Raw genomic sequence first — 24,506 nt, 5'->3', positions numbered from 1 at the left:
GTCTTACTGGGTATAAAACACGTTAAACGATCAGAATTAACACTACACCGCGGGCTTTTGATACAAGGTCTTGGACAACAGATTTTGTATTATGCTCGGTTGTTCAGTATCAGTTGACCATTTTTATCGATTGGAATCTGCGTACCTGGATCACGATCCATGCGAATTTTTCCCTGCTGATCGCCAATTTTGTAGGTTACGTCATATCCCAACATTTTCTGTGACTTATCGTAAACAGTTTGGCAACGTTGTTGAGTGGTTGTATAGGTATCACTGTCCTGCATATTACTTTGGACACGATTACCTGCATATCCACCGGCCAGCGCACCGGCAACGGTCGCGATATCTTTACCCCGGCCGCCGCCAACCTGATGGCCCAGAACCCCACCAGCAACAGCACCCAATACTGAACCCGCGATTTGATTCTCATCCTGCACCGGTTTGCGGTGAGTCACGGTCACATTACGACATTCCTGACGAGGCGTTTTAATCGTCTCTTTAATCGGTGTCGCAGCAATAACTTGTGCATATTGCGGTGCGCCGGAGAAGACATTCATACTCGCGACAGCGGCAATTCCCAGAGCAGCCGCAATACCGATACCCACACCTGCTAACATTGATTTGTTCACAGGAAATCCTCCTGAAAGAGTTACCACGCATCTTCTGCCCCAGAGCTTCCAATTGAAACGAAGGTCTGACAGCATCCGGCATTTTTACCGGATTACGGCGTGCGTGACTCGCCGTGTGTTTCTACGCAGAAGTCTGCACAATGTGCTTTAACCTAGCAATAAGACAAATGGACGAAACACCCAGATAATAGGTGTGAATGAATGTGTTTAGGAAGAATCTGACTGCGGTGATTTGTTGTTGCAGAATTTTATGCTGAAAATTTAACATTACGTGCGAATGGCTTTAGCAAAACGTGCGCAACTTTGCGGTTGATAACAACACAACTTGTCACTCAGTGAGGGCGTGTTGACCGCCCCCAAAGCTGGTTTCCCCTTCATTTGACTTTATCAACAGTCTGAATCCGCTGCCATAATTAACTGGCAGCGGTAAGTTTAAAGCTCTAAACATTCGCCAAAATCATTGGCGTTGCAGCAAGCGAGAAACAAATCAGTCGGGAACCCATTTGAACAACATTTATGCCAGCTCGCAGGGTGAGCCTCAAGCATGAAAGAAAATTAGTGCAATTTAAGACGCGGGCGAATAACCCGGTTAATCCCACCCACCAGCATCATCAGACCTGTTTTGGTATAACCATGCAATGCGACCTGATGCATACGATACAGTGAGATATAAACAACACGAGCAACACGCCCTTCCACCATCATAGAACCGCGCATCAAGTTACCCATCAGGCTACCGACAGTGCTAAATTTAGACAGTGACACCAGAGAACCATGGTCTTTATAAATGTATGGCTTCAACGGCTGATCATTGAGCAGTGCCAGAATGTTGCTGTAGCAGCGGCTGGCCATCTGATGGGCTGATTGCGCGCGCGGCGGGACGAAACCGCCACTTGGCTGTGGGCAAGAAGCACAGTCACCAATAGCAAAAATATTCAGATCACGAGTGGTTTGCAGTGTCGGCTCCACCACTAACTGATTGATTCGGTTGGTTTCCAGCCCGGCAATATCTTTCATAAAGTCCGGTGCTTTAATACCCGCCGCCCATACCATCAAATCAGCATTAATGAACTCGCCATCTTTGGTATTCAGGCCCTTTTCATCAGCGCTGGTCACCATAGTTTTGGTCAATACACGAACACCCAGTTTGATCAGTTCCTGATGAGCCGCGGCCGAAATACGCGGAGGTAATGCCGGCAAAATACGCTCACCCGCTTCAACCAACGTGACATTCAGTGCCTGATTGTCTAAGCCCTCAAAACCGTAGCTGTGCAGTTGTTTCACGGCATTGTGCAGTTCGGCAGACAGCTCAACACCGGTGGCTCCCCCACCAACAATCGCGATGTTAACTTTGCCCTTCTCACCCGGTTGCGCTGAATACTTCAGGAACAGGTTAAGCATTTCATTATGGAAACGGTGTGCCTGATGGGGATTATCGAGGAAGATACAGTTTTCTTTCACACCCGGCGTGCCAAAGTCATTCGACGTACTACCCAGAGCAACCACTAAAATGTCATAGGTTAATTCGCGTTGAGTCACCAACACATCACCATGCTCGTCGCAAATCTCAGCCAGGCTCAGAGTTTTGGTTTCACGGTTAATGTCTGTTAAAGAACCCAACTGGAAATTAAAATGATGGTTGCGGGCATGAGCCAGATAGCTCAAAGCATCAACACCATCATCCAAAGAGCCGGTAGCGACTTCATGTAACAATGGTTTCCACAGGTGGCTGTGGTTACGGTCAACCAAAACAATCTCAGCTTTTTTGCTACGACCCAGTTTATGGCCCAGACTGGTTGCCAGCTCCAGCCCCCCAGCACCACCACCAATAATAACGATTTTTTTCTTCGGCGTTGTCAAAATGACCCCCTAAATGTGAACCAATTGTTAGCTAAGGGTAAATGAATAATATCCTTAGATAACATAGGGTTCGCTGATGCTAATTCAATAAACTATAGTCAGAATATCATGCAGGGTTATTTGGTCATACCAAAATTGATATATATCAACTTTTTTTGATTAAAGTGCCAGCGGAGGAATTTTTTCTGGAATAAGATTCAAATAGTTAGCGTTTTGTCACAGTTTATAAATTTTTTATTTGATGAGAGTTAAAGCGTAATTCTGACGTTTTTGCTCATAAAAATGGCCTGAAAAAAGCGACTAATGCCCTTTTTTCAAGCCAGATTGCGGATAATAATGGGCCTTACAATTAACCAGTTTTTAACAAAAAACCGGATAATCACAGGGCATAGCTATTATCATCCCAACGTTTTGAATGCTTTGATCCGCTGAAGATGAGGTGACAAATCTTTAAATTTGTGGCTTTGCTTCTCATCCCAAACAATTTCATAGTAAGGATGCAAATCACCCGCAGTCAGCTTGCTATCAAGAATTTCATCATTACGCGACAACACCACCAAGCAGCGATCACGATTTTTCTCGCGGAAGTCATTGATACACTTACTGGCGATATCAACATACTCTTCCGGGCGATCAATTTTGCCGCTCATATTGTTCTGCGGATAAAGATTAGGATTGAATGCGACCTGGCGGATCCCACACAGGAAACCAATACGTTCAGCCCAAAAACCGCCCAATCCCACACCGCAAATCAGTGACTTAGCATCGCCGCCCTGCACAATGGCTTTATCGACCTCTTTCAGTAGGTACTGCATATCATGGCGAGGATGCAAAGTGCTGTAGCTAATAAAACGCACATCCGAATCAATAAATTGCAGTTGCAGGACTTTTTCGTGATTACCGGGGCTGTTGGAATCAAAACCATGTAAATAAATTATCATATTTATCCTCGCGGCTTATTGGGCATATAACCTATCCCAATAGACTCTTATGTGCATCCCAACGTTCGCTGAGTGCCGTTAATGCCTTATTCGCCTGCTGCCAACGCGATGATGCCATCAACGTCTGGCGGTCAATCGGCCCAGAATGATACAAGCGTGTTAATTTCTCTGCATTGACCGGCGACAGGTTATCTAACACACTTACCGCGCCCTGACGGTTATTACACACCAGAATCATATCGCAGCCTGCATCCAAAGAGGCTTGCCCGCGCTCGGCGTAACTGCCCATGATAGCCGCACCTTCCATCGACAAGTCATCAGAGAAAATAACGCCGTCGAAGCCCAACTCTTGCCGCAATATGTTTTGCAGCCAGTAAGCCGAACCACTCGCCGGACGCGCATCAGCTTCAGTATAAATCACGTGCGCAGGCATAATGGCGTCCAATAACCGCCGCGCGATCAATTCGCGAAATATAACCATATCATGAGTGCGGATTTCTGCCAGTGGTCGATTATCCCGAGGTGTCTCTTTATGAGAATCTGCCGTCACCGCACCGTGCCCGGGGAAGTGCTTACCGGTGGTCTTCATGCCCGCACTGTGCATCCCACGGATGAAACATTCGGCCATATTCAGTGCCTGCTGCGGGTCACTGTGGAATGAACGCTCACCAATAGCGGCACTGACATGGCCAATATCCAATACGGGTGCAAAGCTGATATCAATATCCATTGAGATCATTTCAGATGCCATTAACCAGCCCGCGTCTTGTGCCAACTGAGCCGCAGTGGCGGCATCATTTATTGCCGCAAAAGACTGAGCCGCAGGCAGGCGAGTAAAACCATCACGAAAACGCTGTACACGGCCCCCTTCTTGGTCGACCGCGACCACCAACCGCTCACGGGAAGCCGCTCTAACCTGACGGACTAGCTCACGCAATTGCTCAGCATCATGAAAATTACGGCTGAATAAAATCAGGCCCCCCACCAGCGGGTGCTTTAAAATCTCGCGTTCTTCAGCATCCAACTCATAGCTGGCAACATCTAACATCACTGGCCCCACGACAACCTCTCTTTCAATAAAATCAAAATGACAAATTAAAACGCTGGCGCAGCGGGGCTGCCCATTGCAAAAACTCACTGTCGCCGGTCTGCTGCCAGCGGACCTCGAACCACATCAGCATGAGGTAATCAATCCACGGCAACCACTGCTGTATCTGGCGAGATAACCGGTCAATATCGTGGTAACCTTGCTCATTATGACAATAATGGTGTAAAAAAGCCTGTTGCTGGGCCACTGACTCACTATCGCCACGCAACCCTTTATGACTGCAAAATAAAGCGGCAATATCGAGTGCAATATCACCATCGGCTGCATATTCCCAATCAATCAATTTCAGCCCGGTCGAGGTCGCCAAGAGATTGCCGGAGTGAATATCCATATGCAGAGGAGCCAGCTTCACCGGCTGCGGTTGCGGCCGACGTAGAAAATCTTGATGCAATCGCAGCCAACTTGGTGAGCGGCGTTTGGGATCAATCTGCCTGGCATAGCGGATGAGCTGAGCGCGTAAATCCAGACGGTAACCACTGGCGGGGAGGTGATGCACGCGGGCCAGTAGCTGTGCCAACTGACCACTGCCTGATAATTCAATGAATTGCTCGTCAGTGACAACGTCACCTTCCAGCCAATTAACCACCAGCCAGTGCTGATTGGCCGCAATAATAGTCGGTGCCAAATGGCGGCCTGCGACATGCCGCAGCAGTTTACGTTCCCGCCGCCGATCGACGCCCAACTGGGTTTTCTGTATCGATTGCTCACGCGCCAGCCAATCAATACTCTGGCCCGTGTTTGACGCGAGAGTAATACGCCAACTTTCACCCGTCAGCCCGGACACTGGGCTAATATGGCAATCGGCGATTTTCACCGCCGGTCTTATGCTTTCGATCAGCGCATGCAAGGAAGAATCAGCGTTTGACTGGGCCATTACCTGACCAGATGATTTCGCCAGTTTGCGCCTGCATCAGTTGCATCTCTAGGGTAGGTGACTTCACATCACCGCTGATATCGCTGTACAGCACATATTGGGCACTGACATAGCGAGCCAAACCAATGGCTTTGCTGCGTGAGCCGAGGCTATCTTCTTCCGACAACCCCAATGTTTGCTTGGCAACGGCCAATTGCTGCGGTGAGATTAAAACAAACTTTTTATTTGATGACAGCACTTGATGTAATGCGGACGTCGCTTTCGCCGTTTGCAACGCACCATTAGTGTTATTTTTGACACTATCAAGCAATAGTATGCTGCCGTTCGCCACATCGTTATTGCCCACCATTTGTGCCACCAAAGGCTCTACACTGGCGGCCCAATCAATTGATTGCTGCATTTTGGGCGGTGGCGGAACATTGTCTACCGGCGGTGGAGTCTCAATAACAGGTGGTGTTACCGGTTCAATGGTGACTGGCGGCGTAGTCGTTGGTTCAACAGGCGGGCGAGTCATACAACCTGTCAGCACAAGGGCCGCCAGAGCCAAAGATAAATACCTTTTCATTGTCCCACTCCAATAGCGCGATTATAAAAATAAGTGAAGGCGCGCACTTTGCGCATTAAAATTATTATTAACTGATTGAATTTCAACATCTTCGTCTGGCGCAATGACGATAAACCGGGGCGCTTCCAGTGGCGGTACCTCCAGGCCCTGCACATCATACCAATAAAAGCGGTAGTTTATTTTTATCGGCTTATTCTGACTATTGGTAATAATTGAGCGCGCCACATTATTGCCAGCAGATGTCGAAATTGCAGGTTGAGAGGCCAAAATACCTGCCGTCAGCACTGACGAATCCATTACCACGGTTTGCTGCTTATTTACCGCAATCCCTTTCGGGCTGCTGCACCCCAGCAATGTCGCCATACTTGCGAACGCAATCACCGGTAATAAAAACGCCTTCGTGCGGCGCATAGGCTTACCTCAGTTAAATGTCGTTATTTATGAGATAACAAGGAACCCAGATCACGGCCACCGACCAAATGCATATGGATATGGTAAACCACCTGCCCTGCATGACGATTGCAGTTGATAATCAGACGATAGCCATCTTCAGCAATACCTTCCTGCTCTGCAAGTTTAGCAGCCACGGTGATCATTCGACCCAATGTTGCTTCGTGTTCTGCTGTGACATCATTCACAGTTGGGATAAGAATATTTGGAATGATTAAAATATGAGTGGGTGCCTGCGGGGCAATATCACGAAACGCGGTCACCAGTTCATCCTGGTAGACCACGTCGGCAGGGATTTCACGGCGGATAATTTTGCTGAAAATCGTTTCTTCGGCCATTACGCATTTCCTTGAAAAGGATAAAAATGATGAATGCGTAGTATGAGCGACAATTTCTATTGATTTCAACCTCAATCATTAACCACGGGCATAAGCTGCTGCTTTTTCAAACAAAACCTGATCAGGGCGAATACCTGTATATAGCACAAATTGCTCAACCGCCTGAATAGCAAAGACTTCAGCACCGGTAATAACTGTTTTTCCCTGCGCTTTTCCATAGCTTATCAGCGGGGTCATAGCGGGCAGTGCCACCACATCAAAAACGACCTCGGCACGGTCAACCTCAGCTTCGGTAAACGCCATTTTGTCAGCATCTTGGCCACCTGACATCCCCACAGGAGTAGCATTGATTAACATGTCGGCGTGGATCCCCTGCATATCTGGCTGATAGACATAGCCAGATTGCTGCGCTAATTGCTGCCCGGTCTTTTCATTAGTTGCGATAATAAAACCTTGCTTAAAACCGGCATTTTTTAGTGCAAAAGCCACGGCCTTCGCCATTCCACCACTGCCACGCAGTGCAAATACTTTCTCTGCGGGAACCTGATAGCGCTGTAGCAATTTCGTAATGGCGATATAGTCGGTGTTATACGCCTTCAAATAACCATCAGTATTCACCAAGGTATTAACTGAATTAATTGCTGCGGCAGATGCATCCAGCTCATTAACCATCGGAATAACGGCCTCTTTAAAAGGCATTGAAATCGCACAACCACGGAACCCCAGCGCCCGCACACCACCAATCGCCGCCGCCAGGTCAGTAGTGGTAAAAGCCTTATACAGGTAATCAAGGTCGAGGGCGTCATACAAAAAATTATGAAAACGGGTACCAAAGTTGCTGGGTCTGGCTGCCAGTGAAATACAAACTTTGGTGTCTTTGTTCAAGTAGCGGGTCATCTTCTCACCTCAAATAATCATTGCGCGCAGTCTACGGCCCTCTTTTGCAAAAAAATGCTGAGGACACAAACGCTTGCTGTGCTGAAAATTATCGGCTAAAAAGATGATATAAAAAACTGCTGAATTTTCATTAACTAGGTTCCTCTTTTATGACCAGTCGACGCCTTGAACAGCAATATTTGCGATTACTCAACAGGGTTGGGATTCAGCCAGTTGATATTACACTGCAAGAATTAGCTGACAAACTCAGCTGTACCAAGCGCCATATGCGGACATTACTGGTTCAGATGCAACACGCCGGCTGGCTAATGTGGCAGGCAGAGGCTGGTCGTGGCCGCCGATCACATTTACAACTATTGCGGAACACTCATCAGCTTTTAATTGAAAAAGCGGAACAGTTATTGGATTCCGGTGATTTTAATGAGGCGATTGCATTACTCGGCGAAGACAAACAGCTTATAACCCCTTTGCTGCGCGCTAAGTTAGGGTATCGGGTACGTGATGACTATCAGGCCCTGCGCATTCCTTACTACCGCACCATGCCAAACCTTTATCCCGGCACCCCATTACGCCGCTCGGAACTGCACTTAGTCAGGCAAATTTTTAATGGTCTGACACGGATAAACGAGGAAAGCGGTGAGGCCGCAACTGATTTAGCCCATAAATGGCGAATGCTAGACCCATTACACTGGCGTTTTTATTTACGCCCGGCAGTGCAATTTCATGATGGTCGAGAGCTTTCCAGCCGTGATGTAGTCAGTTCGTTAACTCGCTGCGCGGCCTTACCCCTGTTCTCACATATTCAAAAAGTCAGCCAACACGGGCCATTAAGTCTGGTCATCGAACTTAATCAGCCGGATCCTCGTCTTCCCCAGCTACTGGCACATCACAGCGCACTGATTTTGCCAGAAGATCACGCAGCACAGCCAGATTTCGCCTCTCACCCCGTGGGCACTGGCCCTTACCGGGTTGCTGAAAATGATAATTGGCATTTGCAGATGAAATCCTTTGACCACTATTTTGGCTTTCGTGGTCTGCTGGATGAAGTCGAAGTTCTTATATTCCCTGATTTAGCGCGCCAACAAGAGCGCCTACATGCAAATGGCCCGGTGGTGTTATCTGAGCAATTAACTATGGCAAATATCCAAAGTGCGACCTGGCTAAGCTCCAGCATTAGTGATATTGACTATGTATCTGGCTCTGCGGCCAGTCTCACAGGTAAACCGTCAGACTCAACACAAGAGATGTTTCTGGAGCGCGGCGGATACTTTTTACTCTGCGATAGCCGCTCCCCCCATTGGCACAGCATTAAACAGCGCCGCTGGCTCCGCCAGACACTCAATCCTTATCACCTTATCCAACGCCTAATTGAACCGATACGCCCTTTTTGGGTTCCCGCCAGCAGTGTATTACCCACATGGTTTCATGGGATTGATTCAGGGGAGAAATTCTCTCCTTTTCCCCCCAATACCACGTCAGAATCTACGGAGATGCCAATATTAACTCTGGCCTATCATGCCCAGCACCCTGAATACCTGATGTTAGTGACTGAAATGGCTCACATTCTGGAGGAACAGGGGATCAAGTTGGAAGTGACAGAACTGGACTACGCCACCTGGGCCAGCGGTGAGGCCAATGCTGATTTGTGGCTGGGAACAGTCAATTTTGCGGTACCTGAAGAGTGGAATGTTGGCGCATGGGTGCTCGGCTCCCCCCTGCTGCGCCAATCTATTACTGGTGGTGACGAAGCGAGTTTACAAACTTATCTGAATGATTGGCGCAACCAAACCCTCGGCAGCGAACAATTAATCAGAGAAGTGATAGCCGGGGGTTGGTTACAACCTTTATTCCACCACTGGATGCGCCTAAAAGCCCCTGAGCATGCCCAAGGTGCGCACCTAAATAATCTGGGTTGGTTTGATTTTCAAACAACCTGGCTAGAACCAGAATAATGGTGAATAAATCAGAACTCATTCAAAATAAATAATCTAATAAAATCAATGTAAAAAACACAAAAAAAGGGAGGCTTTCGCCTCCCTTTTGCACTCCCCTGACCTGAATTAATGGTTACGGATATACTCGTCCATATCAGTTTTCAGGTTATCAGATTTTGTCCCGAAGATAGCCTGAACACCTGAGCCTGCGACCACTACGCCAGCAGCACCCAGTTTCTTCAGACCGGCTTGGTCAACCTTGGAGATATCCGCTACGCTGACACGCAGACGGGTGATACAAGCATCCAAGTTAGTGATATTTTCTTTACCACCAAACGCTGCGACCAGTGCCGCAGACATTTCTGTGCCGCCCTGTACAGTTTGTTCAGTAGAGTTGTCTTCACGACCTGGTGTTTTCAGATCCAGTTTGGCAATCAGCACACGGAAGATGGTGTAGTACACCAGACCGTAGCAAATACCCACCAGAGGGAACAACCAGATACGGCTGCTATTACCACTCAATACCACGAAGTCAATCAGGCCGTGGGAGAAGCTGGTACCGTCACGCATCCCAAGCAGGATACAGATTGGGAAGGCCAGGCCTGCCAGAATTGCATGGATAACATACAAGATTGGCGCCACGAACATGAAGGAGAATTCGATTGGCTCGGTAATACCCGTCAGGAATGAGGTCAATGCTGCGGAGATCATGATCCCGCCCACTTTCGCCCGGTTTTCCGGTTTAGCGGAATGCCAGATGGCAATTGCAGCCGCTGGTAAGCCGTACATTTTAAACAGGAATCCACCAGACAGTTTGCCCGCAGTTGGGTCACCCGCCATATAACGAGGGATATCACCGTGGAATACCTGACCCGCTGCGTTGGTGTATTCACCAATTTGCATTTGGAATGGTACGTTCCAGATATGGTGCAGACCGAATGGAACCAGCGCACGTTCAACAACGCCGTAGATACCAAAGGCAACAACTGAGTTCTGGTAAGCCGCCCACTGAGAGAATGTCTGGATCGCCGTGCCGATAGGTGGCCACACGAAGGACAGAATCACACCCACGAAGATCGCGGTGAAACCAGAGATAATCGGAACGAAGCGTTTGCCCGCAAAGAAGCCCAGATATTCAGGCAACTGAATACGGTAGAAGCGGTTAAACATGTAGGCCGCTATTGCGCCCGCAATAATCCCGCCCAGTACCCCGGTATCTGCTAAATGCTTGGCAGCAATTTCTTCTGCCGGCAGATGCAAGACCAGTGGTGCTACCACCGCCATGGTTTTTACCATGATGCCGTAAGCAACAACTGCCGCCAACGCGGACACACCGTCGTTATTGGTAAAGCCGAGTGCAACGCCAATAGCAAAGATCAATGCCATGTTAGCAAAAACGGAACCGCCCGCTTCTGCCATTACGTGAGAGACTACCGTTGGTAGCCAGCTAAAATTCGCGGAACCGACACCCAGCAGAATACCTGCGATGGGTAAAACGGATACCGGTAGCATTAGCGATTTACCTACCTTTTGCAGGTTTGCAAATGCGTTCTTAAACATAGTTGAGTGAGCTCCTGAGTAATAGTGCTTTTTTCTGCTTTTTCTCGCGTTTATTGGCGTTACAAAGGGGGGAGTAAGCCTTTGCGAATCAGGGTGTCTAAAGCACCCCTTTAATTTTTACGAAGAGTAAAATAAATAGCCTGCTTAATGTTTGATGGCAGTCACGTTTCTTTCAAGAAAGCGCCTATTTTGATTCAAACTGCGCATTTTTTGTAAAAAAACGTCAATAAGAGCTGCCCTCACCCAATAAATCGGGTGAGAACATTACTCGTTTCGGCGATTAATTACGAGCTTAAAAAAAAGTATTATTAAGGAAGTTGGTGCGGTTCACGGGTAAGTCGTGAGGAGTCTTGATGAAATAACCGGCAGAAGTTCTCTGTGGTGGCTTGCGCCAAGGACTCAAGACTAACGCCCTTCAGTACGGCCATATATTCTGCAACATCACGGACATAAGCAGGTTGGTTCTCTTTGCCACGATGCGGAACCGGTGCCAAATAAGGTGAGTCGGTTTCGATAAGCAACCTGTCCAGGGGCACATAACGCGCGACATCACGTAGTTGCTCAGCATTGCGGAAAGTGAGAATACCCGAGAATGAGATGTAAAAACCGAGATCCAATAACGTCTCTGCGGTGGCTTTATCTTCTGTAAAGCAATGTAAAACCCCGCCACACTCTTGCGCCTGTTCTTCACGCAAAATAGCAAGTGTGTCTTCACGCGCATCTCGGGTGTGTACAATCACCGGTTTATTTAATTTGCGACCAATACGAATGTGTTCACGGAATGAAGCTTGTTGCAGCGGGATATTGTCTTGCTGATAGAAGTAATCCAGCCCCGTCTCCCCCATCGCCACCACATTATCTGCCGCCGCAAGCTTTGCCAACTGCTCAAAATCATAGCCACCATCCAGATTCAGGGGGTGAACACCACATGAAAACGCGACGTTTTCTCTCTCTCCGATAAGGGAGGTCATGGCCGAAAAACCCGGTAACGTGGTGGCTACGGCCAGAACAAAACCCACATCCCGCGCTTTCGCTTTGGCTAATACATCATCGACACTGCTGTGCAACGTCTGGTAATCAAGGCTATCAAGATGGCAGTGAGAATCTATTAACAACATAATATTAAACTCTTTTATACTTTTCATACTTGAAGCCGCAGGGTTACTGCGGTTCCAAGTTTATTGAGTATCTAACGAAGATAAGGTGGAATAAGTACCCGTGGTCAGGGCTGTTTCCCAGTTGAGCAAAAACTCGGTGAGTAACAATTCACGATTAACACCTACTACGGATAATAATTGATGGCGGCAATGACCGAGCGCGTGAGTTGCATGAAGTAAAACCGGTGTCGTGGCCATTTGTGCCAATTGTTGTATCAGAGGCAATTGATCCTGATTGACAGTAAACTCACCCGCACCTTGCTGCCACTTCAAAGCATCCAGCAGCAATGAAGAAACCCATTGTAGGCGTTCTGGCGCATCATCATGGTTAAGCTGCGGTAACAACGATAGTAAATCCGAACTGTGCAGGGCACTGCTCAACGCGCTACACAAGGTAGTTCTGATTGCCCAGCGTTCAGGTTGGAGCAAACGTTCAGCTGCCAACGGCGCTCCCTCACTTAATTTAAGTGCGGCCAGCATCGCAATGGGCTCAGCCTGAACTTGCCGCTGTAGCCATTGTAAGCTGAGTGCGCTATCAGGGCAGGCCAGATGCCAGTAAAAGCATCGGCTGCGCAATGTTGCCAGCAGGCTAGCTGGCTGATGACAATCGAGCAAAAAATAGGTTTTTTCTGGCGGCTCTTCCAGAGTTTTGAGTAACGCATTCGCCGCGGCATCAGTCAGCAACTCGGCATGGGGCAGCCACACCACTTTTGCCCCGCCTTGCTGTGCATGAGAATAAAGTTTTTCAATCTGTTGGCGCACCAATTCAACACCAATGCTGCTTTTGCCCTTCTCCGGCGCCAGCACATACCAGTCAGGGTGATTGCCCGCCAACATCAAGCGACAACTATGGCATTCGCCACAGCTTTTCTCGCCTTGCCGTTGCTGGCACATCAACCAGCGGCTGATGCCATAAATCAGTGCTTCTTCGCCATTTCCAGGCAACGAGTGCAGTAGTAATGCATGATGTCCACGCCCGCCAATATGCTGCCCTACCCACTGGCGGTAAGGCACGGTAAGCCATGGGTACCATTTCATTACGCTGTTTCTCGGCTGGTCAACCATTGTTTGAGTACCTGACGGATAGATTCACTTACCTGCTCAAGTGATTGAGAAGCATCAATGGTTTTGATGCTGGGATCTGCGGCAGCCAATTCGAGATAACGGGTGCGAGTGCGCTCAAAAAAGGCCAGTGACTCTTGCTCTATGCGATCTAATTCGCCGCGCGCGCGGGCGCGCGCCAGCCCGATAACCGGCGGCAAATCCAGATACAAGGTCAGGTCAGGGCGGAACTCACCCAATACCGTGTCACGTAAGGATGTCATGAGTTGGCCGTCAATCCCACGCCCCCCACCTTGATAAGCTTGTGAGGACAAATCATGGCGATCTCCCACCACCCAGCTACCCCGCCCCAACGCAGGTTTTATCACGTTTTCAACCAATTGCACGCGAGCAGCATACAACATCAATACTTCAGCTTTATCTGTCAGGACTTCACCGTCAATACCTTGCTTAATTAAGTCACGCAGCTTTTCTGCCAGCGGTGTTCCCCCAGGCTCACGTGTGAAGACAATATCGTTAATCCCTTGGGCGTGTAACGTGGCAACCACGACATCTCTGGCGGTGGTTTTCCCTGCCCCTTCAAGCCCTTCAATAACGATAAATTTACTGTTCATTTTTATCCTTTAGCGATTGACGATAAACCCGCACCGCTTGGTTATGGCTGGCTAAATTGGTCGTAAAGGTATGACCCCCCTTGCCATCTGCCACAAAATAAAGATAGGCCGTTTTAGCCGGATGGGCGGCAGCCGTGAGTGATGCCAGCCCCGGCATCGCAATCGGCGTCGGCGGCAAACCCGATATAACATAGGTATTATAAGGCGTTGGGGTATCTAAGTCTTTACGAGTAATGTTGCCGTTATAATTATCCCCCATGCCATAAATCACTGTTGGGTCGGTTTGTAGCCGCATACCAATGCGTAAGCGGTTGATAAATACCGAGGCCACTTTGGTGCGCTCCTCGTTGACCGCCGTTTCCTTTTCGATGATTGACGCCATAGTGACCAAGTCGCCCGGTGTCTTATAAGGCAGGGACTTATCGCGCCCTTGCCAGATTTCATCAACTGTTTTTTCCATCTTTACATGGGCACGTTTCAGTAATGCCAAATCTGTGGTGCCGGCAGTATAGGAATAGGTGTCCGGGTAGAGCCATCCCTCAGGGTGTTCACTGTCCTTCAGCCCCAGCAATACCGCGATTTCGGCATCACTTTTTCCTTCCAATACGTGTTTTATATATTTTGATTGTTGTAATTCATCCATCCAATCACGCAGCCGCTTACCTTCAATAAAACGCACGGTAAATTGTGCTTCTTTACCGCTGGCAAGCAGTTCTAACATGCCGCGCACGGTCATTCCGGGGGTAAAACGATAAGTCCCCGCTTTGAATTTGGCTAATTCAGGTTCAAGACGCAGCAGCCATGGAAACCAACGGGTGTTTTTAATCAGGCCATCGCGCTGTAGCAAGTTCTCCAGAGCAACCCGCCCAGTGCCGGCAGGGAGTTTAAAGATGGTTTCTTGCTGGATAGCCAGAGGTTGATCCGCAAAGTGTTGTACTCTCTGGTAACCCAACAGCAGTAATCCCAAACAGACAACAACCAAAAGGATTAATGCTTTGGTGCTTTTTATTTTCATCGGGCAGCCATCTTCAAATTAAAGGTAATCATAAGTACAAAAAATCAAAATCGTCATCATGTTCATGCTTCGCAACAGTGCTGATTTAGGAAATCAAATAACTGGCGTGAATGGTAAACCCACTGTTCGGCGCGATTTACCGGCAATAGCGGCATCAGCGCATTACAAACGATAACTTCATCTGCCTCTGCCAACACATCCACCGGTTGTGCCACAATTGTCACCTGCCGACCATGGTTAGCCAGGCAGGTAATAATTCGTTGGCGCATTATGCCATCGACACCTGACTGGCGCAGATCTGGCGTCAATATCTCATCACCTTTGCGCCAGAATAAATTAGCCGCACAGCATTCCACCAGCATGCCGTCAGTGTCAAGCACCAGTGCTTCATCCGCCGCTGTCTGGTCAAGATGCGCGCGAATCAATACTTGCTCCAGCCGATTCAAGTGTTTAACACCCGCCAGCAATGGGCTGCGCGCTAACGATATCGGGCTTAGCGCCAATGAAATCCCTCTTTCACGCCAGCTATGGTAATGAGCTGGGTAATCACTGAGGGAAATGATTCGCGTGGGATGCTGACATGCCGTACCACTGTAGCCGCGCCCGCCGCTCCCCCGGCTAATAATCACTTTCAGCACACCATCTTCAGTATGACTTGCCGCCTCAATCATTTCTTTGGTCAAGGCATTCCAATTGACAGCGGGCATTAATAGCCGTTCAACCGCTGACTGCAAACGCAATATATGTTTATCAAGCCACACGACACGGCCGAGAGAAACTCGGGCGGTAGTAAAACAGCCATCGCCAAACTGCACAGAGCGGTCTGAAGCTGAAATCAAATTTTGTTCAACACCATTAATCCAGAACATTCAGATTCTCTTCAAATGAGAGGGGAGTATTTTCTCTATATTCAGTTGGGAAATAGGTATTGCCCATAAATATAAATTGTACTTGATGACAGTATCAGATTTAAGCCAGTGACTGTTTTCAGATTTGTCTCTCTTATTGAGACAATTATTATGGAAGGATGTTATGACTGATGCATGTTTAAGCTAATAAAAGACCCGGAGAACCGGGTCTTTTGCGCCGTGGAAGCTTAACAGCCAAAGTTATACCTTGCGGAAAACCAAAGAACCGTTAGTGCCGCCGAAGCCGAAGGAGTTACACAGGGTGTATTCCAAATCTTTTACCTGGCGAGCTTCATGCGGAACAAAATCCAAATCACAACCTTCATCTGGATTATCCAGGTTAATGGTTGCCGGAATGGCCTGATCACGCAGAGCTAACACTGTAAAGATAGATTCAACTGCACCTGCTGCACCTAACAAGTGCCCAGTCATGGATTTGGTGGAACTGACCATCACTTTATAGGCATCTTCACCAAATACAGACTTAACGGCCTGCGTTTCAGCTTTATCGCCAGCAGGAGTAGAGGTGCCGTGGGCATTGATATATCCGATTTGAGACGTGCTCACACCCGCATCACGTAAAGCATTAACCATTGCCAGAGCTGCTCCAGAACCATCTTCCGGTGGAGAGGTCATGTGGTAAGCATCACTGCTCATACCAAACCCAACAACTTCCGCATAGATTTTTGCGCCGCGTTTTTTCGCGTGTTCGTACTCTTCCAGCACCATCATGCCTGCGCCATCCCCCAGAACGAAACCATCACGGTCTTTATCCCATGGGCGACTTGCCGCCTGTGGGTTATCGTTACGAGTAGACAATGCACGAGCAGCACCAAAACCACCGACACCCAATGGCGTACTGGCTTTTTCAGCCCCACCTGCCAGCATGACATCAGCATCATTGTAAGCAATGATACGAGCCGCGTGACCGATGTTATGCACACCAGAAGTACATGCCGTTGCAATAGAAATGCTTGGTCCACGCATCCCGTACATAATGGTCAGATGGCCGGCAATCATGTTAACAATGGTTGATGGCACGAAGAACGGGCTAATTTTACGTGGCCCACCGTTCACCAGCGAGGTGTGGTTTTCTTCAATCAAACCCAGCCCACCAATACCAGAACCAATAGCGGCACCGATACGAGGAGCGTTGGCTTCGGTTATTTCAAGCCCGGAGTCTTGCATAGCTTGCATGCCAGCTGCGACACCGTACTGTATGAAAGCATCCATTTTGCGTGCATCTTTACGCGAAATGTAATCTTCACAATTAAAATCTTTTACTAAGCCAGCAAATCGCGTTGCATAGGCACTAGTATCGAAATGGTCGATCAGGCTGATGCCACTCTGCCCGGCAAGAACAGCTTTCCATGTGGATTCGACTGTATTACCGACAGGAGACAACATGCCCAGTCCAGTCACAACAACTCGACGCTTAGACACGGTTGTCCTCCAAGGAGGGAAAATAACACTTAGGACAAAAAAAAACTTAGGCGGTCGAGTGACCGCCTAACTATCTAAACTTAAAGCATTTTCGCTTACTGCTGGTTAGCGTTGATAAAATCAATAGCTGCCTGAACAGTAGTGATTTTCTCTGCTTCTTCGTCTGGAATCTCAGTATCAAATTCTTCTTCCAGAGCCATTACCAGCTCAACGGTGTCCAGAGAATCCGCGCCAAGATCTTCAACGAAAGAAGCACTGTTCTTCACTTCGTCTTCTTTAACACCCAGTTGTTCAACGATGATTTTCTTAACGCGTTCTTCGATAGTGCTCATACTCTTAAATTTCCTATCAAAACTCGCTTTCGCGATGGTTTTCGTAGTGTATAAAATGTTGAAAAAGATGCAACTAAATCTAGGCTGGTCAAACCACGATTTTACGCTATTTTGCGGTTTTTACCTCAAATAACGCAAATACTTTCGTGATTTTTAAATCATATACATGCCGCCATTGACATGTAATGTTTCACCAGAGATGTAGCTGGCCTCGTCAGAGGCTAAAAATGCAACAGCGCTGGCGATTTCTTTTGCTTGCCCAAGCCGGTTAGCTGGTACTTGGGCTAAAATGCCTGCGCGTTGATCATCTGTCAACGCCGTCGTCATGTCCGTCTCAATAAAGCCAGGTGCCACAACGTTGACAGTAATGCCACGTGAAGCAACCTCACGCGCCAAAGACTTGCTAAAACCGATCAGACCCGCTTTAGCTGCCGCGTAGTTAACCTGCCCCGCATTGCCCATTGTCCCGACTACTGAACCGATGGTGATGATACGCCCAAACCGCTTTTTCATCATAGCGCGCATTACCGCTTTTGACAGACGGAATACGGAAGTTAGATCGGTGTCAATAATATCCTGCCACTCCTCATCCTTCATACGCATCAGCAGGTTATCACGCGTAATACCTGCATTATTCACTAAAATGTCAACTTCTCCAAATTCCGCACGAATCGTTGCCAGAACAGACTCGATTGACGCGGGATCCACGACATTCAGCATTAAACCTTTACCCTGCTCGCCCAAGTAGGCACTGATAGCTTCAGCACCCTTCTCACTGGTCGCTGTACCAATAACACGGGCACCACGTTCAGCCAGCAATTCTGCAATCGCACGGCCAATACCGCGGCTAGCGCCGGTTACCAGCGCAATTTTTCCTTCGAAGCTCATGTTATCCTCTTTCTTAGTTTTCAAGCGCGCTGGTCAGCGTAGCAACATCGTTTACCGGTGCTGCGGCTAAAGTATCCACGATACGCTTAGTCAAGCCAGTCAAGACCTTACCCGGCCCAACTTCTAACAGCAGCTCAACACCTTCTGCTGCGATAAATTCAACACTTTCAGTCCAACGTACCGGATTATATAACTGGCGTACCAATGCGCTACGAATCGCGTCTGGCGACACTTCAGTTTTGACATCTACGTTGTTCACGACAGGGAATAGCGGTGCCTGGAATTCAATTTCCTCTAGGGCAACGGCTAACTTATCTGCCGCGGGTTTCATCAATGCGCAATGGGATGGCACGCTGACGGGCAAAGGTAAGGCGCGTTTCGCACCAGCAGCTTTACACGCCGCACCTGCACGTTCTACAGCATCTTTGTTGCCCGCAATAACCACCTGGCCTGGTGAGTTAAAATTGACTGGCGAGACAACCTGCCCTTGCGCGGATTCTTCACACGCTTTAGCAATAGACTCGTTATCAAGGCCAATAATGGCATACATTGCGCCCGTACCTTCAGGTACCGCTTCCTGCATCAGCTTACCGCGTAATTCAACCAGACGAACCGCCTGTTTGAAATCCAGTACGCCAGCACACACCAGAGCTGAGTATTCACCCAGGCTATGGCCGGCCATCATCGCAGGCAATTTACCGCCTTGATGCTGCCAAACGCGCCAGATAGCGACGGATGCCGTCAGCAAAGCTGGCTGTGTCTGCCAAGTTTTATTCAATTCTTCAGCTGGGCCTTGTTGCACCAACTGCCAGAGGTCGTAGCCCAATACTGACGACGCCTCACTGAAGGTCTCTTCAACTATCGGAAATTGTGCGGCCAAATCAGCCAGCATGCCAAGGGCTTGAGAACCCTGGCCTGGAAATACCATTGCAAATTTCGACATTTTGCTTTCCCGTTAACAAAAAACTGCTTGTTAAATCAAAAACGAACCAGCGCGGAGCCCCAGGTAAAGCCGCCGCCAAACGCTTCCAGTAGCACTAAGTGCCCGCATTGAATACGACCATCTCTTACCGCTTCGTCTAACGCCGCAGGGACGGATGCCGCAGAGGTGTTACCGTGGCGATCGAGTGTGATCACCACTTTATCCATCTCCATACCTAACTTTTTAGCCGTTGCGCTGATGATACGCAGGTTAGCCTGATGTGGCACCAGCCAATCGAGCGCTGAGCGGTCCAGGTTATTAGCCTGCAACGTCTCGTCCACAATGTGGGCAAGTTCAGTCACCGCAACTTTAAACACTTCATTACCGGCCATCGTGACATAAGCTGGCTGCTCTTGCTGTTGGCGATCTTGATACGGCAAGGCGAGCAATTCGCCATACTTGCCATCTGCGTGCAGATGGGTTGACAGAATGCCTGGCTGCTCGGATGCGCCCAGTACCACTGCACCGGCACCATCACCAAACAGAATAATCGTGCCACGGTCTTCTGGATTCAATGCTCGAGAAAGCATATCTGAACCAATAACAATGGCATGTTTGACTGCGCCACTTTTAACATATTGATCAGCAACACTGAGTGCATAAGTAAAACCTGCACAGGCCGCGGCTAAATCGAAAGAGGCCGCATCTTTGATACCCAGCATTTGCTGCACCTGGCAGGCCGAGCTTGGGAAAGCATGGCTTGAAGAGGTGGTGGCCACGATAATCAACCCGATATCGTCCTTAGCAATACCGGCCATCTCTAGCGCTTTTTCAGCGGCCTGGAAACCCATGGTTGCGACTGTTTCATCCAAACCAGCGATACGCCGCTCACGAATACCTGTTCGGGTGACAATCCACTCGTCCGAGGTATCCACCATTTTTTCTAAATCAGCATTACTGCGCACTTGTACGGGCAGATAACTCCCCGTACCGAGAATCTTAGTATACATGTACGATCAGTCACTCTTGGGTAAAACCGCTTCAAGGCGCGCGGCAATCCGTTGTGGGACTTGCCGCTGCACCGCCTGCACAGCCTGTTCGATGGCAACTGCGAATGCGCGTTGATTCGCCGCGCCATGGCTTTTGATTACGATGCCCCGTAATCCTAACAGACATGCGCCATTATACTGGTCGGGGTTCAAATGACCGAACCGCTTAGCCACACGTTTTTGCAGCCAACGGCCAATAAGTTTAAGCCACCAGGACTGTTTGCTGCCATCGCCCGATGATTTGAGCAGTGACAAGAACATTCTTATCACACCTTCCATAGTCTTTAGAGTGACGTTACCCACGAAGCCGTCACAAACCATCACATCAGTCTTGCCTGTCAGCAAATCATTGCCTTCCAGATAACCAATATAGTTGACCGCCGGTGTATTTTTTAATACTGCGGCGGCTTCGCGGATATTATCCAACCCCTTGGTTTCCTCTTCGCCGATATTAAGCAAAGCAACGCGCGGGTTTGTTATGCCAACAACTTCTTCTGCCATCACTGACCCCATGACGGCAAACTGCACGAGCATCGTGCTATCACATTCAACATTGGCCCCTAAATCCAGTACCACAGTCTTACTGCGCTGCTGATTTGGGATAACCGTCATTAATGCTGGGCGCTCTATTCCATCCAGTGGCTTGATAGTCATCTTCGCCAACCCCATCAATGCCCCAGTATTCCCTGCACTCACGCAAGCTTCGGCTTCGCCGTTTTTAACCAGTTCCAATGCTATACGCATGGAAGTACCGCGGCTGGCACGGATAGCTTGTGAGGGTTTAGCATCGCTGGCAATAACATGCTCAGCGGGGATTACCTGTAACCTTTCCAGCAACAAAGGATCAGTATTAACAAGTAACGGAGTGATGGTGTCGGGATTCCCGACCAGCAGGAGTTTAAGCTGTGGATTAGAGGCCAGTGCCTGCAATGAAGCAGGCACTGTGACGCAGGGACCGAAGTCCCCACCCATTGCATCTAACGCTAGGGTTAGACAAGTCAAGGTATCGCCTTGCTAAAGAAGATTAGCAAGTACTACTCAGCCGATAACCTTGCGGCCGCGGTAGAAACCGTCGGCTGTGATGTGGTGACGCAGGTGAGTTTCACCGGAAGTTTTGTCCACAGACAGAGTGGCAGTGGTCAGCGCATCGTGTGAACGGCGCATGCCACGTTTGGAACGAGTTGGTTTGTTCTGTTGTACGGCCATTGACCTTACTCCTTAATTACTTTCTTTAAACTGGCTAATACGGCAAATGGATTAGGTTTCTCCGCCTCTTCAGGCAGTTTGCCAAATACCATGTCCGCCTCGGACACTTCACAGTGTTCAGAATCATGTACCGGAACGACAGGCAGTGAAAGAATAATTTCGTCTTCTATCATTGCCAGCAGATCAACTTCGCCAAATTCGTCGACTTCGATCGGCTCGTACGCTTCCGGTAATGCTTCAGCCTGCTCATCATTGACGATCGGGCTAAAACAATACGTTGTATGAACATGGTGTGCAAACGTGTTACCACAGCGCTGACACATCAATGTTACATCGACGTCCGCATGACCTGTAATAACCGCCAGACGCTGATTATCGATATTAAACGATAATGAGGCCACGACATCGCTGTCCACACTTACCACTGAGTCGGCTACTCGTGTAACCTGCTCAGGTGAATAGATACCTGCGTAATCTAAACGTTTCTGAGCGGTACGAACCGCATCAATGGTCAGGGGTAATTTTACCTTTTGCATAGGGCGCGCATATTAACTTTGTAACGACATAGAGTCAAAGAAAAAGGCCGTTTTACTGCACCTTTCACCAATATTCGCTTCCGAAGCGGAAGACAGTTTAAAATGTCTGATTAAATTACGCCACGGTTTATGGAAAATATTATGCCGCAATTAGTGCTTGCCTCAACATCATCATACCGCCGCGCATTGCTGGAAAAGCTGCAATTACCCTTTATTACTGCTGCGCCAGAAGCCGATGAGACCCCGTTGCCGGCCGAAACTGCCAGCGCGCTGGTGCAGCGTTTAGCCCTGGCCAAGGCCCAAGCACTGGCCGCTCGTTACCCACAACACTTGATTATCGGTTCTGATCAAGTGTGTGTTATCAACGGGGATATCATCGGAAAACCTCACAATCATGAGAATGCATTCAAACAATTACAACAAGCCAGCGGGCAATGTGTCACTTTTTATACTGGTCTGGCGCTGCTAAATACAGTGACGGATAGCTATAATTGTCTGTGTGAAACATTTGATGTTTATTTTCGCACATTGAATAGTGCAGAAATTGAAGGTTATTTAACGCGGGAACAACCCTGGGATTGTGCTGGCAGTTTTAAAAGTGAAGGTTTGGGGATCACATTATTTGATAAGTTATCAGGCCGTGATCCCAATACGCTCATCGGCCTGCCATTAATAGCCCTCACTCAAATGTTAATTGAGCAAGGGGTCAATCCATTACTTTAAAATTGATAGCGTTAAACCGCCGCTTTCTTGCGTAATACCGACAAACAATGACGTAATTGATTATCCAGTGGTGCCTCAATGCGCATTGTTTCACCGGTATTCGGGTGTTCAAAACGTAATGCTGCGGCATGCAGGAATAAACGATGCAACCCCGTCCCCTGCAATTGCTGGTCAAATTCGCGGTCACCATAACGATCATCAAACGCAATTGGGTGACCAGCATGTAGCGCGTGAACACGAATCTGGTGAGTTCGACCAGTGATCGGGCTGGCTTTTACTAGCGTGGCATGCTCAAAACGCTCTTCTATTTTAAAGCGGGTTTCTGATGGTTTGCCTTCGCTACTGACTTTCACCATGCGCTCGCCACTTTGCATAATATTCTTCAGCAAAGGGGCCTGCACAGCTTTGCAATGTGGTTGCCATTGCCCGCGCACCAAAGCCAAATAATCTTTCTGCATACCTTTCAACCGCAGTTGCTCATGCAAAGAACGCAAGGCCGAGCGTTTTTTGGCTACCAGTAAAACACCAGAAGTATCGCGGTCAAGGCGGTGAACCAATTCCAGGAAGCGAGCTTCAGGACGTAGCGCGCGCAAAGCTTCAATTACCCCAAAACTTAAACCGCTTCCGCCATGTACCGCAGTGCCAGAAGGTTTATTCAACACTAAGAGATAATCGTCTTCAAATAGAATGCAATCGGCCAATGCAGCAACTTTATCAAGTTTAGCTGATACCTGAATTTCTTCGCGCTCGGCAACACGCACCGGTGGTATACGCACCACATCGCCATCAACCAGCTTATATTCTGGTTTAATGCGCCCTTTATTAACACGAACCTCACCTTTGCGTACGATACGGTAGATCATACTTTTCGGCACACCTTTCAATTTAGTGAGCAAAAAGTTATCGATCCGCTGACCGGCTTCGTCGGCAGAAATGGTGATTAATTGTACTACTGGATTATTCGTTTTCATGGGGCGCGATTCTAAATACACCGAGGAATTAGCGCCACCCCTTTTTCTGTGCTTAACTGTCAATCTGGCTATTTAAAGATAACGTTTGCGCGCATTTATTGTTTAATAAGACAACGATAGCCGCCAACACTGTGAATACAGTAAAAGAATCTTTACGTAGACAGGTAAAGTCATCTTGCTATATCAGTGTCAGCAATGGAATAATGTGATTAATTCTGCGTTGATTCTCGTTAGACCAAGAGACTTGTGGAATAATAAACTTTGCCTGATCACACAAAAACGCAGCAATGGCGTAAGACGTAATGTGAAATCAAGCAATTAGCGGGCTGCGGGTTGCAGCTTGGCCGGTAAGTGGGTAAAGCTCTGTTGTCTTATATTCAGAAGCTGCCCTTTATATAAAAAGCGCTGTTTTTCAGAAAGAAACACAGGCTTACCGAAATAATGCGCCCCTATGCAGGCGACAACCGTGAGGTTGACGGCTTTGCTAGAAGACTCGGGGTCATCGGTTTACCCGGCCATGAGGT

At 48.4% G+C, this 24,506-nt stretch carries 26 protein-coding genes; 2 read left to right on the top strand and 24 right to left on the bottom strand.

Annotated elements, in window-relative coordinates; translation table 11 throughout:
* Window positions 1-89 precede the first annotated feature (89 nt).
* From F0T03_RS09000 to F0T03_RS08960, 9 genes are all read right to left on the bottom strand, one after another.
* On the bottom strand, window positions 90-629 hold the full coding sequence (locus F0T03_RS09000; RefSeq protein WP_145557229.1) for a glycine zipper 2TM domain-containing protein: 540 nt from the start codon (window positions 627-629) through the stop codon (window positions 90-92).
* A gap of 555 nt (window positions 630-1,184) precedes the next feature.
* Window positions 1,185-2,489: an NAD(P)/FAD-dependent oxidoreductase gene (locus F0T03_RS08995; protein ID WP_159677931.1), complete on the bottom strand. Its 1,305-nt coding sequence runs from the start codon at window positions 2,487-2,489 to the stop codon at window positions 1,185-1,187.
* A gap of 398 nt (window positions 2,490-2,887) precedes the next feature.
* Window positions 2,888-3,430 carry an alpha/beta hydrolase YcfP gene (gene ycfP, locus F0T03_RS08990; protein WP_145557225.1) on the bottom strand — a complete coding sequence of 181 codons (543 nt, stop codon included), beginning with the start codon at window positions 3,428-3,430 and terminating at the stop codon, window positions 2,888-2,890.
* 31 nt (window positions 3,431-3,461) lie between these two features.
* Complete coding sequence (nagZ, locus tag F0T03_RS08985; RefSeq protein ID WP_159677929.1) at window positions 3,462-4,490, bottom strand: beta-N-acetylhexosaminidase; 1,029 nt, start codon at window positions 4,488-4,490, stop codon at window positions 3,462-3,464.
* A gap of 22 nt (window positions 4,491-4,512) precedes the next feature.
* The gene (gene thiK, locus F0T03_RS08980; protein ID WP_159677927.1) at window positions 4,513-5,412 is read right to left on the bottom strand and encodes a thiamine kinase; all 900 of its coding nucleotides are present in this window, start codon (window positions 5,410-5,412) and stop codon (window positions 4,513-4,515) included.
* On the bottom strand, window positions 5,393-5,977 hold the full coding sequence (gene lpoB, locus F0T03_RS08975) for a penicillin-binding protein activator LpoB (RefSeq protein ID WP_159677925.1): 585 nt from the start codon (window positions 5,975-5,977) through the stop codon (window positions 5,393-5,395). Before lpoB ends, thiK begins: the two co-directional genes overlap by 20 nt.
* A 21-nt stretch (window positions 5,978-5,998) precedes the next feature.
* A complete protein-coding gene (locus F0T03_RS08970; RefSeq protein WP_159677923.1) occupies window positions 5,999-6,388 on the bottom strand; it encodes a YcfL family putative periplasmic lipoprotein in 390 nt (129 codons plus the stop codon).
* Window positions 6,389-6,411: 23 nt separating this feature from the next.
* Window positions 6,412-6,765, bottom strand: a complete 354-nt coding sequence (hinT, locus tag F0T03_RS08965; protein ID WP_005273079.1) for a purine nucleoside phosphoramidase — start codon at window positions 6,763-6,765, stop codon at window positions 6,412-6,414.
* A gap of 78 nt (window positions 6,766-6,843) precedes the next feature.
* Complete coding sequence (locus F0T03_RS08960) at window positions 6,844-7,662, bottom strand: shikimate 5-dehydrogenase (RefSeq protein ID WP_159677921.1); 819 nt, start codon at window positions 7,660-7,662, stop codon at window positions 6,844-6,846.
* Window positions 7,663-7,811: 149 nt separating this feature from the next.
* Between F0T03_RS08960 and F0T03_RS08955 the strand changes: the two genes are divergently transcribed.
* A complete protein-coding gene (locus F0T03_RS08955) occupies window positions 7,812-9,614 on the top strand; it encodes an SgrR family transcriptional regulator (protein WP_159677919.1) in 1,803 nt (600 codons plus the stop codon).
* A gap of 108 nt (window positions 9,615-9,722) precedes the next feature.
* On the opposite strand, the gene ptsG is transcribed toward F0T03_RS08955, so the two are convergent.
* From ptsG to yceD, 14 genes are all read right to left on the bottom strand, one after another.
* On the bottom strand, window positions 9,723-11,156 hold the full coding sequence (gene ptsG / locus F0T03_RS08950; protein ID WP_145557210.1) for a PTS glucose transporter subunit IIBC: 1,434 nt from the start codon (window positions 11,154-11,156) through the stop codon (window positions 9,723-9,725).
* A gap of 308 nt (window positions 11,157-11,464) precedes the next feature.
* Window positions 11,465-12,274 (bottom strand): metal-dependent hydrolase, encoded by an 810-nt coding sequence (locus F0T03_RS08945; protein WP_145557208.1) that lies wholly within the window; start codon window positions 12,272-12,274, stop codon window positions 11,465-11,467.
* Window positions 12,275-12,334: 60 nt separating this feature from the next.
* A complete protein-coding gene (holB, locus tag F0T03_RS08940; RefSeq protein WP_159677917.1) occupies window positions 12,335-13,351 on the bottom strand; it encodes a DNA polymerase III subunit delta' in 1,017 nt (338 codons plus the stop codon).
* On the bottom strand, window positions 13,351-13,989 hold the full coding sequence (gene tmk, locus F0T03_RS08935; RefSeq protein WP_159677915.1) for a dTMP kinase: 639 nt from the start codon (window positions 13,987-13,989) through the stop codon (window positions 13,351-13,353). Before tmk ends, holB begins: the two co-directional genes overlap by 1 nt.
* Window positions 13,979-15,004, bottom strand: a complete 1,026-nt coding sequence (gene mltG, locus F0T03_RS08930) for an endolytic transglycosylase MltG (protein ID WP_145557202.1) — start codon at window positions 15,002-15,004, stop codon at window positions 13,979-13,981. The genes tmk and mltG overlap by 11 nt, the downstream gene beginning before the upstream one ends.
* Before the next feature lie 62 nt (window positions 15,005-15,066).
* Window positions 15,067-15,873, bottom strand: a complete 807-nt coding sequence (gene pabC / locus F0T03_RS08925) for an aminodeoxychorismate lyase (RefSeq protein WP_159677913.1) — start codon at window positions 15,871-15,873, stop codon at window positions 15,067-15,069.
* Between the two features lie 240 nt (window positions 15,874-16,113).
* The gene (fabF, locus tag F0T03_RS08920; protein WP_145557198.1) at window positions 16,114-17,355 is read right to left on the bottom strand and encodes a beta-ketoacyl-ACP synthase II; all 1,242 of its coding nucleotides are present in this window, start codon (window positions 17,353-17,355) and stop codon (window positions 16,114-16,116) included.
* A gap of 95 nt (window positions 17,356-17,450) precedes the next feature.
* Window positions 17,451-17,687: an acyl carrier protein gene (acpP, locus tag F0T03_RS08915; RefSeq protein WP_002220787.1), complete on the bottom strand. Its 237-nt coding sequence runs from the start codon at window positions 17,685-17,687 to the stop codon at window positions 17,451-17,453.
* A 153-nt stretch (window positions 17,688-17,840) separates the two neighbouring features.
* The gene (gene fabG / locus F0T03_RS08910; protein WP_004713222.1) at window positions 17,841-18,575 is read right to left on the bottom strand and encodes a 3-oxoacyl-ACP reductase FabG; all 735 of its coding nucleotides are present in this window, start codon (window positions 18,573-18,575) and stop codon (window positions 17,841-17,843) included.
* A gap of 13 nt (window positions 18,576-18,588) precedes the next feature.
* Window positions 18,589-19,518, bottom strand: a complete 930-nt coding sequence (gene fabD, locus F0T03_RS08905; protein ID WP_145557196.1) for an ACP S-malonyltransferase — start codon at window positions 19,516-19,518, stop codon at window positions 18,589-18,591.
* A 35-nt stretch (window positions 19,519-19,553) separates the two neighbouring features.
* A complete protein-coding gene (locus F0T03_RS08900) occupies window positions 19,554-20,507 on the bottom strand; it encodes a beta-ketoacyl-ACP synthase III (RefSeq protein ID WP_159677911.1) in 954 nt (317 codons plus the stop codon).
* A gap of 6 nt (window positions 20,508-20,513) precedes the next feature.
* Window positions 20,514-21,548 carry a phosphate acyltransferase PlsX gene (gene plsX, locus F0T03_RS08895; protein ID WP_159677909.1) on the bottom strand — a complete coding sequence of 345 codons (1,035 nt, stop codon included), beginning with the start codon at window positions 21,546-21,548 and terminating at the stop codon, window positions 20,514-20,516.
* A 36-nt stretch (window positions 21,549-21,584) separates the two neighbouring features.
* Window positions 21,585-21,752, bottom strand: a complete 168-nt coding sequence (gene rpmF, locus F0T03_RS08890; RefSeq protein WP_002210931.1) for a 50S ribosomal protein L32 — start codon at window positions 21,750-21,752, stop codon at window positions 21,585-21,587.
* Between the two features lie 5 nt (window positions 21,753-21,757).
* Entirely contained in the window at window positions 21,758-22,288 is a 531-nt protein-coding gene (yceD, locus tag F0T03_RS08885; protein ID WP_004709643.1) for a 23S rRNA accumulation protein YceD, read from the bottom strand.
* A 141-nt stretch (window positions 22,289-22,429) separates the two neighbouring features.
* Between yceD and F0T03_RS08880 the strand changes: the two genes are divergently transcribed.
* Window positions 22,430-23,011, top strand: a complete 582-nt coding sequence (locus F0T03_RS08880; RefSeq protein ID WP_159677906.1) for a Maf family protein — start codon at window positions 22,430-22,432, stop codon at window positions 23,009-23,011.
* A gap of 11 nt (window positions 23,012-23,022) precedes the next feature.
* Here the strand turns inward: F0T03_RS08880 and rluC are convergent, their stop codons facing one another.
* Window positions 23,023-23,982: a 23S rRNA pseudouridine(955/2504/2580) synthase RluC gene (rluC, locus tag F0T03_RS08875; protein ID WP_159677904.1), complete on the bottom strand. Its 960-nt coding sequence runs from the start codon at window positions 23,980-23,982 to the stop codon at window positions 23,023-23,025.
* Window positions 23,983-24,506: the final 524 nt, after the last annotated feature.

The sequence above is a fragment of the Yersinia canariae genome, from assembly GCF_009831415.1.
Lineage (GTDB): Bacteria > Pseudomonadota > Gammaproteobacteria > Enterobacterales > Enterobacteriaceae > Yersinia > Yersinia canariae.
The sequence above is the reverse complement of the archived record's forward strand: the minus strand, read 5'-3'. Positions and strand labels throughout refer to the sequence as shown.